Source organism: Massilia norwichensis, from assembly GCF_024753245.1.
In the GTDB taxonomy this organism is placed as follows: domain Bacteria; phylum Pseudomonadota; class Gammaproteobacteria; order Burkholderiales; family Burkholderiaceae_D; genus Telluria; species Telluria norwichensis.
The window spans coordinates 261,554-273,736 of record NZ_JANUGX010000001.1 but is presented as its reverse complement, the minus strand read 5'-3'; the positions used below and the strand labels follow the sequence as shown (position 1 = coordinate 273,736).

The following is a 12,183-nucleotide window of genomic DNA, read 5'->3' as shown; positions in this document are numbered from 1 at the left end:
CCGGAGGCCGTCCTCGCGGCGGCTTCCGGGACCCCTCGGCCTGGTGCTACACTAGCCCGATGGTTTCCACCGTCGACCTCCACCTGCGCAGCTACGGCGCGCTCAGCGCCCCGGACCGCCACGACTACGGCCAGCTGGTGCTGCCGCTGCGCGGCGCGCTGCTGCTCGAGGTCGAAGGGCGGCAGGGCATGCTGGATCCGCTGCGCGCCGGCTTCGTCGCGCCCGGCGCCTGGCATGCCCAGGTCGGCGATGCCGGCAACCGCTCGTTCATCGTCGACATCGCCGCCGAGGGGCTGGCGCCGGAGACCGCAGGGCGCCTGTTCGAACGCCCGTTCGCGCCGCTGGGACCGGCCGCGCGCAAGCTGGTCGAGTTCATGGCGCTGATGACCCAGGCCGGCGCGGGTTCGCCATCGGCGGCGCCTGTGGTCACGCCCGCGGTCCTGCGGGGCTGGGTGCCGCTGCTGGTGGACACCCTGGCGCTGGGCACGCCGCGCCCGGCATCGCGCCTGGCCGCGCTGCTGGCCCGGATCGAGGCCGAGCCCGGCCTGCCGTGGAGCACGGAATCGATGGCGCGCGCCGCCGGCTTCAGCGTCAGCCGCCTGCATGCGCTGTTCCGCGAGGAGCACGACAGCACGCCGCATGCCTGGCTGCTGGCGCGGCGCCTGGAGCGCGCGCGCGAATGGCTGGCGGGCAGCGACGCGCCGATTGCCGAGATCGCGCTGCGCGCCGGTTTTTCGGAGCAGAGCGCCCTGACGCGGGCGCTGCGCAAGGCCACCGGGATGACGCCGGCGGCTTACCGGCGCCGGCAGCGAAGCCCGGGCGGATGACATCCGGCTTGAACACGCGCGACTTGCTGACCGCCTTCGGCTGCGCCCTGGCCGCGGCCTTGCTTTGCTCGCTGCGGTTCGGGCTGGCGCAAGGCAATCCCGCGAGCTTCGTGATGCTGTCCCTGTTTGCGGTCCCGCTCGCGCTCGGCGCGACAGCCCTGGTCCTGCTGCCGGCGCTCGTCGCCATGAAGGCCTGGCGCTGCCGGCGTGCGTTCGGCTACGTTGCCGTGCCCGCGGCCGTGGTGCTGGCCGTGTCGGTGGCACCCATGCTGATCCCCGGCCCGACCAGTTACCTGCGGATCGACGGCAGGCAGCTGATCGAGAACGGGCATGCGGTCTGGGCGAACTTCGGCTGGATCGTTTTCTTCAATAGCGAGCCCGCGCTCTGGGCCGGCGGGGCGGGCTTTGCGTACTGGTGGCTGCGGGTCCGGCGCGATGCGGACCTGCAGAAAAGGTCAATCTAGCGCGAGGCCAGGTCAAGAATTATCCGAGCGGTTCCCCCATCATGCCCGCTCGGGAGGTTTTACTTACATGCTTACACGAAATCACTGGCTCGGCATCGGCGCGAGCATCCTGGCCGGCGCCTTCTGGGGCCTGGTCTTCCTGACCCCCGAGCTGACGCGCGGCTTTTCGCCGCTGCAGCTCTCTGCCGGCCGCTACCTGGCCTATGGACTGGTGGCGGCCGTGCTGCTGGCGCCGTCCTGGCGGCGCGTGCGCCCGATGCTGGGCTGGCGCGACTGGCGCACGCTGGCCTGGCTCAGTTTCGCCGGCAACATCATCTATTACGTGTTCCTGGCGAATGCCGTGCAACTGGGCGGGGTGGCCATGACCTCGCTGATCATCGGCCTGCTGCCGGTGACGGTCACGCTGGCGGGCCGGCGCGACGTCGATGCCGCGCCGCTGCTGCGGCTGCTGCCCTCGCTGGCACTGGGCATTGCCGGGCTGGTCTGCATCAGCTGGCAGTCGCTGTCCGCGCCGCGCCATGGGACCATGCAGGCGGCGCTCATCGGCCTGCTGTGCGCGACCGGTTCGCTGGTGTCCTGGACCCTGTACGCGGTCGGCAACAGCCGTGCGTTGGCGCGCCTGAAGGGCGTCTCGGCGAATGACTGGAGCCTGCTGGTCGGGCTCGTCACCGGTCTGCAGGCGCTGCTGCTGGCGGTGCCGGCTTTCATCCTGCATCCGGGGACGCATGCGACCTCGTCCTGGCTTTACTTCGCCGGCCTCGTCACCACCGTGGCGATCCTGTGCTCGGTGGTCGGCAACGCCCTGTGGAACCACGCCAGCCGCCTGCTGCCGCTGACCATGACCGGCCAGATGATCGTGTTCGAGACCCTGTTCGCGCTGCTCTACGGCTTCATCTGGGAACAGCGCCTGCCGACCGGGCTGGAATGGCTGGCGATGGCGCTGCTGATCGCGGGCGTGCTGAGCTGTGCCTCGGCGCACCGGGAGCGCAAGATCAATCGCCAGGCAGGCGCAGCCGCCACAACTGCGTCGGCAGGGCAAGGGGCGCATCCCGGTTGAAGAACGCGGAGTCCTGGATGCGCGAACTCGTCACGTAGAGGCTGCCGTCCGGTCCCTGGCTCAGGGTGTCAGGCCAGCGGAGGCGCGGATCCTGGGCCACCACGCGCACGCCGCCCGCCGGGCCCTGGCTCAGGTCGCGCGCCTTGACCGCGTTGTCTTCGATCGAGGTGATGAACAGGGTCTGGCTGTGGCGCCCGATCCAGAAGCCGTCGGTGGGGCCGACCTGGCCGTAGACCTGCACGTTGCCGGACACGTCCTGGCCGGCGAAGCCGCGGGTTTCCAGTACCGCCGCCTGGATCCGGTACAGCGTGTTGCCGGTGAGCGGCTTCCAGTAGAGGTAGGCGCCATCATTGGACAGGGCGATGCTGTCCGCCGCGAAGCGCACCTTGCGGCCATCCGGATAGCGCAGCGGACGGCCGTCGGTTTCCACCACCACGCCGCGTTCCGGCTGGGTCGAGGGATGGCCGTCCAGCACGCGGCGTGCCTGGCCGCTGGCCAGCTCGACCACGACGAGGGCGCCGCGCTGCCCGGAATCGGTGATGAAGGCAAACCGGCCATCCTTCGAGAAGCGGACATCGTTCAGGTAGGACCCGGGAATCGCAACGCTCTGGTCGAAGCGGATCACCTGGGCCACGCGGTTGCTGGCCAGATCGATGCGGACCAGCTTCGGCCCGCCCGGCACCAGGCCGTCGACGGCGGGCGCGGCCGGGTCGAGCACCCACACGCTGCCGCGGCCATCGGCCACTACGCTCTGCACGCAGACCCAGTAACGGGCCGGATCGAGTTCGTCGGCACGGACGTTGCGCCAGGCATTCCAGCGGGCGTCCGGGTAGGGCCGCAGACTGCCGTCGCGCATCACTTCGGCGACGGAGATTGGACTGTCTTCGGTCCAGCGCGGGAAGTTGACGAAGATCCGTCCGCCTTCCGTGACGGTAACGCCGGTAACCTGGTGCGCGAATTGCGCCACGGGTTCCACGGCGGCGGTATTGCCGGTCCAGCCCGAGGCCGGGAGCAGCCAGGCCAGGCTCGAAAAAGCGGCACCCGCCAATGCGATTACGGACAGACTGCGTCTCAGCGTCATGTCGGCCTCCTTATCGGTCAGGCCATCAGTCTGGCATGACGCCGACGCCATTCGGGTAGGCGTACGCTGGTTAGCGGCTAGGAATCGGCTTCAAAAATGCCGCAGCGCCCACAGCCAGGCCGGCATCGTCGCCGCGCAGAGCAGGCTGGACAGCAGGATGGCGGAATGGACCAGTTGCGTGCCGTCGCCCGCCGGCTTGACGACGAAGGCCGCGTTGATGCCGACCGGGCAGGACGCCAGCACGATCAGCACCATCGCCGCCGCCATCGGCAGGTGGAACACGAACACCGACAGCAGCGCCACGCCCAGCGGCAGGAGCAAGAGCTTGGCCAGCACGATGGCGCCGGTGGCGGCCCAGCGGCCGGGTTTGAGTGTGGCCACCGAGGCGCCGAGCGACAGCAGCGCACAGGGCAGGGCGGCGGCGCCCAGCATGCCGAGCGCGCGCAGCAGCGGCTGTGGCAGCCCGACCCGCGCCAGATTCAGCGCCAGGCCCAGCAGCAGCGCGGCAACGATCGGATTCTTCAGCGTGTTCAGCAGCGGGCCGAGCCAGCCCGACGGTGCGCGATCCTCGCTCAGGTGGTAGAGCGTGAAGCAGAACAGGCTGTGGAAGGCGATGACCGGATAGGCGAACTGCAGGCTGCCTTCGCCCAGTACCTGGACCAGCACCGGCACGCCGACGAACACCGTGTTCGAGTAGGTGGCGGCCAGCGCCGCCGCGGCACCGCCGCCACGGCCGGCCGCGAGCAGGCGCGCGGCCAGGAACAGCAGGCCCAGCGGCAGATAGAAAGCGCACAGCACCTTCCACGACATCGACGCCGGCATACCCGTGCGCCAGGCGCTGACGAACAGCAGGCAGGGCACCAGGAACTTCGCGGTCAGCTCGGTGGCGCCGGCATGCCAGCCCGGCTTCAGCCAGGGCAGTTGCACCAGCAGGGCGCCGAGGCCGGCAAGCAGGAAGATGGGGAGCAGGAGCGTGAAACTCATGCGCGCCACAGCATGGTCTGCACCTGAATGTGAGGATGGCTGGCCACCCTTGAACGGATCGTCATGCCCGCCAGCTTATCAGTTCCACACCGAGAGTGTTGCTTTCGAGTCAGTCGTTACAATTCGCGTATTTTTGCCACGCAAGCCTTGGTATGCTGAGTCGAATGTTCCCTGCATAAATACACCAAGGAGACCTCATCATGCGCCGTTCCCTGCCTTCCACCCGCCTGCGCCGCCTCGGTCCGCTGGTCGCCCTGGCCCTGCTGGTGGCCGCCGCCAGCCTGGGACTGGCCCATGCCGACACCAGCCTGCCGGCCGCCAGCCAAACATCAATCGTCAAATAATCGTCAAATTTCCGGGCGCGCCGTTCGCCGGCGCACAGTCGGCACGGCGCCGCGCACTTACAGTCCTCGCATCGGCCATCCCGGCCTTCGGAGAGGACTATGGATTCGATCAACCGCAACCAGCCCGAAAACAACCGCAAGGATCTCAGCGGCCATGACGCCGTCAAGCGCGTCAAGGACATGGCCGATGACGCCGAGACCTGCTTTTTCGTGACCGCCACGGCGACCGGCGAAACCAATGGCGTGCGCCCGATGAGCGTGCGCCAGACCGACGACGCCGGCAACCTGTGGTTCCTGAGCGCCAGCGACAGCCACAAGAACCAGGAGCTGGCCGCCAACCCGGCCGTCAAGCTCTACTTCCAGCTCGGCCACCACGCCGGCTTCCTCGAGCTCGAAGGCCAGGCCGAAGTCATGCAGGACAAGGCCAGGATCCATGACCTGTGGAACAGCATGCTGAAGACCTGGTTCACCGAAGGCGAGGACGACCCGCGCATCACCGTGATCCGCTTTCGGCCGCAGTCGGGCTACTACTGGGACAACAAGCACGGCACGGTCGTTGCCGGCGCCAAGGTGGCGGTCGGCGCGCTGGTCGGCAAGACCCTCGACGATTCGATCGAGGGCCGCCTGAGCTTTTAAGCGCGGACTCAAGCGCCCAGGTTCAGCTTCCAGAGTTGCGTCGGCAGGGCTGCCGGCGCATCCGGCTTGAAGAAGGCCGAATCCTGGATGTGCGAGGTGGTCACGTAGATGGTGCCGTCCGGTCCCTGGCTGAAGGTGTCCGGCCAGCGCAGGCGCTCGTCCTGCACCACCACCCGGGCCTGCGCCTGCGGTCCCTCGGCCAGGTCGCGCACCTTGATGCTGTTGTCCTGCACCGAGCTCAGGTACATCTTGTCGGTGCCGCGGGCGATCAGCAGGCCGTCGTTGACGCCGTTGGTGCCGTATTGCTCGACCTGGCCCGAGACGTCTTCGCCCTGCATGCCGGGCCCGGTCAGGGCGGCGGTCGGGATGCGGTACAGCTCGTCGCCCTTGATCGCCTGCCAGTACAGGTATTGGCCGTCCTTCGACAGCTCGATGCCGTCGGCCGAGAACTCGACGCCGCGGCCGTCCGGACGGCGCAGCTCCTTGCCGTCCACCTTCACGTTCAGGCCCTTCTTCATCTGCGTCGACGGATGGCCGTCGAGCAGGCGCACGGTCTTGCCGGCGGCGATGTCGACCACCAGCAGCGCGCCGACCACGCCGGAATCGGTGATGTAGGCATACTTGCCGTCATCCGAGAAACGCACGTCGTTCAGGTAGGAACCCTGCGGCGCGGCGTCCTCGTCGAAGGCGATGACTTGCGCTACCTTGTCGGTCGCCAGGTCGATCCTGACCAGCTTCGGGCCTTTCGAGACCATGTGGGCCTGGGCCGGCGCTGCCGGGTCCAGCACCCACAGGCTGCCGCGCTGGTCGGCCACGATGCTCTGAACACAAACCCAGTGGTCGTCCGGGGTGATCTCATCCTTTTTCGCGTTGCGCCAGGCGTTCCATTCTTCGTCGGGGTAGGGCTGGACTTCGCCGTCCTTCAGCTCCGCTACCGAAATGGCCGTGTCCTCGGTCCAGCGCGGGAAGTTGACGAAGATGCGGTTGGTTTCCGAGACCGAGACGCCGGTCACCTGATGGCCGAAATCGGCCACGAGTTCGATGCTTGCTGTCATTGATTCTTCCTTTCCTTGTTGGTAGGGTCAGGCGGCCTTGCGGCGGCTCTGCACTTTCTTGGGTTCCGGCGCGTCATGCGCCAGGCGCTGCTGCAGCATGGCCAGCACCGCTGCTTCTTCGGGTTGCAGGTCCTGCAGGTCCTCGGCCAGGCCTTCCTCGGCGCGCGCCAGCAAGCCCTCGATCATGGTGCCGTCCATGTAGGAGTCGAGCACGGCCGGGTGGACGTAGCATTTGCGGCAGACCGAGGGCGTGTTGCCGAGCTTTTCGGCCACCGACTCGATGGCGCGCACCACGTTCTTCTTGGCCTGGGCCTCGGAGTCGAATTTCTCGAATTCCTGCAGGGCGATCGCGGCCAGCACGGTGCCCGACCAGGTGCGGAAGTCCTTGGCCGTGTAATCCTCGCCGGTGATCTCGCGCAGCCAGTCGTTGACGTCGGACGAGTTGACGGTGTGCGGCTGCTTGTCCTCATCCAGGTATTCGAACAGGTCCTGGCCGGGCAGGTCGCGCGAGCGCTGGATGATGCGCGCCAGGCGCCGGTCGTGCACCTTGACGTCGTGGTAGACCCCGCTCTTGCCGCGGAAGCGGAACTCGACCTCGCTGCCGTCGATCTTCACATGGCGGTTGCGCAGGGTCGTCAAGCCATACGATTTGTTCTCCCGCGCGTATTCGTCGTTCCCGATCCGCATCATGGTCGCTTCCAGCAGGTAGACGATGGTCGCCAGCACTTTTTCGCGCGGCAGGCCCGGCAGGCTGAGGGCGCGGTCGACTTCCTTGCGGATCTGCGGCAGGGCCTTGCCGAACTTGATCATGCGCTCGTACTTCACCTCGTCGCGCACTTCGCGCCATTTCGGGTGGTAGCGGTACTGCTTGCGGCCGCGCGCGTCGCGCCCGGTGGCCTGCAGGTGGCCATTCGCCTGGGGGCAGATCCAGACGTCGAGCCAGGCCGGCGGGATCGCCAGCGAGCGGATGCGCTTGAGCGTGGCCTCGTCCTCGACCGGCTCGCCGCGCGCGTCGAGGTAGCGAAAACCATCCTGGTCGGGCTCGCGGCGGATGCCGGGACGGTCGTCGTGGACGTAGCGCAGGCCGGCGGCCTTCGCTGCGGTGGGCGGGTCGGCGTTCGGTATCGAATCGCCTTCCGCGGCACGTTGTTCAAGGTCGGTGTCGCTCTTCATGATGGTCCCGTTCGCGCTGCATGTCAGGGTAGGGTGGGCATACCGCGCCCACGCCGGGTCATGCGAAGTCTACGCTTTCAGGACAGGCGCACCGTACGGGAGCGCACGTAGATCTAGCGTCCCGCTTCCGGCCGCGTCGCCAGCGCCACCACCGCGGCACCGGCGCCGACGACCAGCGCATCCTCGATCAGGCCGCTGCGGGTCTGGCCGATGCGCGCCATCGCCTGCTTGCGGCCGGCCAGCGTCAGGTAGGCCAGCGGCACGGCGGTGGCGATCGCGGCCGCGACGCCGGCCTGCTCGCGACCGCGCGGCGCCAGCGCCGCACCGGCGATGCCGGCGCTCATCACGCGCGCCAGCAGTCCCAGGAAGACCGTGCGGTCGGGCGCGGTCTTCATCTTGTCGCCGGCCAGTTCGCCGACGCCCATGGCCAGCGCGCCGTACTTGAACAGCGGCCGGTCCAGCAGCGCCAGCGTGCCGGTCGTGTCGCGGCCGGCCAGGCGCGCGGTGGCGAGAGTGGCCATCGGCGTCATGGAGCGGGCGCTGGCGACGGCGCCGATCAGGATGGAGGGAAGCAGGCTGCGTAAACTCATCGTTGTCGACTCCTCGGTTGGGTGATCAGGATTCCCGCTCAGTTTTCGCGATACCGCGCCTCGACCAGGTCGATCTCGCGCAGCAGTTTGCGCGCGGTCTCGTCCGAGATCTCGCGGCGGCGCCCCAGGCGCAGGATGGTGTCGCGCTCGGCGCGCAGCGCGGCCAGCCGGTAGTCGCGCTCGGCCCGGCGCGCCGCATGCACGTCCGGCCCGCCGCTGCCCTCCTGCTGGATATCGCGCAGGCGGTTGCGGTAGAGATTGGCCACGGTGCCGCAGGCGTTGGCGTGCAGCTCGGCGTCCGGGCCGCCGGCGTGCTCCAGCCCGGCCCGCTCGACCGCGTCGACCGCGGCCTGGACGGCGGCGGCGCGGGCCCGGTCTTCTTCCTGCTCGGCGTCGGTCTCGGCCGGTACCTCCAGTCCGCGCAGCAGGCGCGGCAGGGCCACGCTGGCCAGCAGCAGGGAGACGATGATCACGGCGCTGGCCAGCAGGATCGCCAGCTGGCGGCCGGGGAAGGGCGAGCCGTCGGGCAGGGCCAGCGGCAGGGTCATCACGCCGGCCATGGTCAGCGCGCCGCGCACGCCGGCGAAGGAGGTCGCGAAGATCAGGCGCATGCGCGGCTTGAACACCTGCTGGCCCAGGCGGCGCTGGTTCAGGATGGTGAGGCGCAGCGAGACCCAGACCCAGACGAAGCGCAGCAGCACCAGGCCCAGGCTCAGCGCCAGCGCATTGCCGGCAAGCCACCATGGATCGAACAGCTCGCCACCCTCGGGCGGGTGCAGGGCTTCGCGCGCGATGTCCGGCAGCTGTTCGCCCAGCAGCACGAACATCACGCCGTTCAGCGCGAATTGCAGGGTGTCCCAGATGACGTTGCGGCGGATGCGGGTCGAGGGCGTGGCGGTGCCGCCGAGCTCCACATAGCTCATCGTGATGCCGGCCGCCACCGCGGCGAGAATGCCGGAAGCGCCGATGTGCTCGGCCGCAAGGTAGGCACCGAAGGGCGTCAGCAGGTTGATCAGGATCGGCATGCCGTCGTCTTCGCCGAAGCGGCGCTGCAGGAACGCGTGGGTGCGCGAGATCAGCCAGGTGACGCCGACGCCGGCGGCGATGCCGGCCAGCGCCACCCACAGGAAGGTCAGGCTGGCGGATGCGATCGAGAAGCTGCCGGTCATGGCGGCCGCCACCGCGAAACGGAAGCACACCAGGCCGCTGGCGTCGTTGAGCAGGGACTCGCCTTCGATGATGTGCATCAGGCGCGGCGGCACCGGGATCCGGCTGGTGATGGCCGACACCGCCACCGGATCGGTCGGTGCCACGATCGCGGCCAGTGCGAACGCGACCGGCAGCGGCAGCGAAGGAATCAGCCAGTGCATCAGGAAGCCGGCGCCGACCACGGTGAACAGCACCAGGCCCAGGGCCAGCTCGATGATCGTGCCCTTGTCGCGGAACAGGCCGACCTTGGGGATGCGCCAGCCGTCCAGGAACAGCAGCGGCGGCAGGAACAGCAGGAAGAAGATGTCCGGCTCGAGCGCCACGCCGTGGCGGAACACCCCCGAGATCACGGCGCCCAGCGCGATCTGGATCAGCGGCAGCGGTACGCCGAAAGGCAGCATGCGCCCCAACCATCCGCTGGCGACCACCGCCAGCAGCATTGCGAGGACGACTTCGACCGACTCCATCCATTATCTCCTTATCAAAACCTGATGATAAGGGATGCGGGCCGAAAGTGTGGTCCGGTTCGCCGGACGGCACCCCCGGCGCCCGCTGTCAGCGCTTGATGTTGGCTTCGGCCGCCGCCGCCAGGATGTCGGACAGCTGGGTAGTGTTGACCGGCTTGACCAGGTAATGGTCGAAGCCGGCCGCCATCGAGGTGTCGCGGTCCTGCTGGCGGCCGTAGCCGGTCATGGCGATCAGGGTCGCGCCGCTGGCCTGCGGCAGGCGGCGCAGGCGGCGCGCCAGTTCGTTGCCGTCGAAGTCGGGCAGGCCGATGTCGAGCAGGCAGACGTCCGGCTGCACGGTCCTGGCCAGTTCGAAGGCATCGCCGGCCGAATACGCGACCTCGACCTGGTGGCCGGCCGCGTGCAGGAACAGCTGCAGGGTATGCACCGCATCGACGTTGTCGTCCACCAGCAGGATGCGCAGCGGGGCGCCGCCTTCGAGCGACTGTTCGCCGGCGGGCTGCGCGGCCAGCACCACGTCCTGGCTGTGGCGCGGCAGGCGCACCGTGAAGGTCGAACCCTGGCCCAGACCCGGGCTGGCAGCCTGCACGGTGCCGCCATGCAGCTCGACCAGGCTCTTGACCAGCGCCAGGCCCAGGCCCAGGCCGCCCTGCGAGCGGTCCGGGGTGCGCTCGGCCTGGGTAAACAGGTCGAACACGCGCTCCACCAGCGCCGGCTCCATGCCGATGCCGTCGTCCTGCACGGTGAGCACGAAGTCTTCGCCCTCGGCTTCGAGGCGCAGGCGCAGGGTGCCGCCTTCCGGCGTGTACTTGGTCGAGTTGTTCAGCAGGTTGGCCACCACCTGCACCAGGCGTTTGTGGTCGCCCTTGACGTGGGCCGGGGCCGGGGGCAGCTCGACCAGCAGGCGGTGGCGGCGTGCGGTGATCAGGGGGCGGATCTGCTCGGCCGCGTCGTCCACCACGCGCTTCAGGTCCAGCACCTGGGTCGACAGCGAAACCAGCCCGCGCGTCACGCGCGAGACGTCCAGCAGGTCGTCGACCAGGCTGGTCATGTGGTCGACCTGGCGCACGATGATCGAGCAGGTCTGGGTGATCTGGGCATTGTCCGAGTGCAGCAGCTTCAACAGGTGGGCGCCGGTGCTGATCGGCGCCAGCGGGTTGCGCAGCTCGTGGGCCAGCATCGCCAGGAACTCGTCCTTGCGCTGGTCGGCGGCGCGCAGCTCGCGCTCGGCCAGCGAACGCGCCGCTTCCTTCTTCTGCAGCGAGGCCGCCATGCGGTCCAGGGCCTGGGCCAGGTTGCCGATTTCCTCGCTGCCGTAGGCGATGCCGGAGCGGGCGTCGAGGTCGCCGGCGGCGATGCGCTCGGCGGTGCCCATCAGCTTGCGCACGCGCTGCACGATCAGCACGTCGCCGACCAGCCAGGCGGCCAGCAGCGCCAGCATGGTGGTCGCGCCCAGGCCCAGCAGCGACATCAGCTGGTCGTGGCGCGCGCTTGACGTGATGGTCTCGGTCGGGATGCCGATGGTGACGGTGTAGTCGCTCAGGGCCGGCGCGCCGACGCGGGCGAAGGTGTGCAGGCGCTCGACGCCATCCTCGCCGCGGATCGTCACGGCGCGCTGGCCGGCGGTGGCGGCGCCCTGCAGGGTCGCCTCCGACAGGCGCTTGCCGAAATAGCGTTCCGGGTCCGGGCGGCGCGAGATGATGGTGCCGCGCGCGTCGGCGGTCGCCAGCACCGAGCCGGGCGGCAGGTTGATGTCGTTGATGAAGGTGTCCAGGCCTTCCAGGTCCATCGCCGCGAACACCACCGCCAGCACTTTGCCGGACCGGTCGATGACCGGGTAGGTGAGGTTGATCGTGTGCTTCTTGATCACGCGCCCGAACACGTAGTCGCCGGCGATGAAGCGGCGTTCGTTGATGGCGCGGCGGAAGTGGCTGCGGTCGCCCAGGTTGACCGGGTGCAGCAGCGGCACGGCGGAACAGGTGACGTCGCCGTTCAGTTGAATCAGGCCGAAGTTGACGAAGCCCTCGTTGCGGTCGAGGACATCCGACAGCAGCGAGGTGCACTTGGCGGTATCGCCCATCAGGTCGGGCACGCTGGCCAGGTCGACCAGGATCTGGCGCGCGCCCTCGAGCGACTGGGCTTCGTTGGCGGCCGCCATGCCGGTCAGGCGGCGCAGGTTTTCCTCGGACGCCTTGATGGCGTGTTCGCGCTCGCGTATGCCCGACAGGATCGTCATCACGGCAAGCGGCATGATCGCCAGTGCAACCAGGAGCATCAGCCGGCTGCGCAAACTGTT

Annotated in this window: 12 protein-coding genes; 5 read left to right on the top strand and 7 right to left on the bottom strand. The window is 68.9% G+C overall.

Features of this window, described 5'->3' with window-relative positions; genetic code table 11:
• The first annotated feature begins 59 nt into the window (after window positions 1–59).
• The 3 genes from NX782_RS01155 (at window position 60) to NX782_RS01145 (ending at window position 2,348) form a co-directional block, all read left to right on the top strand.
• Entirely contained in the window at window positions 60–827 is a 768-nt protein-coding gene (locus tag NX782_RS01155; RefSeq protein ID WP_258843642.1) for a helix-turn-helix transcriptional regulator, read from the top strand.
• 8 nt (window positions 828–835) lie between these two features.
• Window positions 836–1,291 carry a hypothetical protein gene (locus NX782_RS01150; protein WP_258843641.1) on the top strand — a complete coding sequence of 152 codons (456 nt, stop codon included), beginning with the start codon at window positions 836–838 and terminating at the stop codon, window positions 1,289–1,291.
• A 67-nt stretch (window positions 1,292–1,358) separates the two neighbouring features.
• Complete coding sequence (locus NX782_RS01145) at window positions 1,359–2,348, top strand: DMT family transporter (protein ID WP_258843640.1); 990 nt, start codon at window positions 1,359–1,361, stop codon at window positions 2,346–2,348.
• Here NX782_RS01145 and NX782_RS01140 read toward each other — a convergent pair.
• Window positions 2,284–3,429, bottom strand: a complete 1,146-nt coding sequence (locus NX782_RS01140) for an L-dopachrome tautomerase-related protein (RefSeq protein WP_258843639.1) — start codon at window positions 3,427–3,429, stop codon at window positions 2,284–2,286. The genes NX782_RS01145 and NX782_RS01140 overlap by 65 nt on opposite strands.
• 90 nt (window positions 3,430–3,519) lie before the next feature.
• Window positions 3,520–4,413 carry an AEC family transporter gene (locus tag NX782_RS01135; protein WP_258843638.1) on the bottom strand — a complete coding sequence of 298 codons (894 nt, stop codon included), beginning with the start codon at window positions 4,411–4,413 and terminating at the stop codon, window positions 3,520–3,522.
• Between the two features lie 200 nt (window positions 4,414–4,613).
• Between NX782_RS01135 and NX782_RS01130 the strand changes: the two genes are divergently transcribed.
• Both NX782_RS01130 and NX782_RS01125 read left to right on the top strand, forming a co-directional pair.
• The gene (locus NX782_RS01130) at window positions 4,614–4,757 is read left to right on the top strand and encodes a hypothetical protein (protein ID WP_258843637.1); all 144 of its coding nucleotides are present in this window, start codon (window positions 4,614–4,616) and stop codon (window positions 4,755–4,757) included.
• A gap of 99 nt (window positions 4,758–4,856) precedes the next feature.
• Window positions 4,857–5,393, top strand: a complete 537-nt coding sequence (locus tag NX782_RS01125; protein ID WP_258843636.1) for a pyridoxamine 5'-phosphate oxidase family protein — start codon at window positions 4,857–4,859, stop codon at window positions 5,391–5,393.
• Window positions 5,394–5,401: 8 nt separating this feature from the next.
• Here NX782_RS01125 and NX782_RS01120 read toward each other — a convergent pair whose 3' ends face one another.
• The 5 genes from NX782_RS01120 to NX782_RS01100 all read right to left on the bottom strand — a co-directional run bounded on the left by NX782_RS01120 (window position 5,402) and on the right by NX782_RS01100 (window position 12,162).
• Window positions 5,402–6,448, bottom strand: a complete 1,047-nt coding sequence (locus NX782_RS01120; protein WP_258843635.1) for an L-dopachrome tautomerase-related protein — start codon at window positions 6,446–6,448, stop codon at window positions 5,402–5,404.
• Window positions 6,449–6,475: 27 nt separating this feature from the next.
• On the bottom strand, window positions 6,476–7,621 hold the full coding sequence (locus NX782_RS01115) for a DNA topoisomerase IB (RefSeq protein ID WP_258843634.1): 1,146 nt from the start codon (window positions 7,619–7,621) through the stop codon (window positions 6,476–6,478).
• 113 nt (window positions 7,622–7,734) lie between these two features.
• Window positions 7,735–8,211, bottom strand: a complete 477-nt coding sequence (locus NX782_RS01110) for a hypothetical protein (protein WP_258843633.1) — start codon at window positions 8,209–8,211, stop codon at window positions 7,735–7,737.
• 38 nt (window positions 8,212–8,249) lie between these two features.
• Window positions 8,250–9,887, bottom strand: a complete 1,638-nt coding sequence (locus NX782_RS01105) for a Na+/H+ antiporter (protein ID WP_258843632.1) — start codon at window positions 9,885–9,887, stop codon at window positions 8,250–8,252.
• A gap of 88 nt (window positions 9,888–9,975) precedes the next feature.
• Window positions 9,976–12,162 carry a hybrid sensor histidine kinase/response regulator gene (locus NX782_RS01100; RefSeq protein WP_258843631.1) on the bottom strand — a complete coding sequence of 729 codons (2,187 nt, stop codon included), beginning with the start codon at window positions 12,160–12,162 and terminating at the stop codon, window positions 9,976–9,978.
• Window positions 12,163–12,183: the final 21 nt, after the last annotated feature.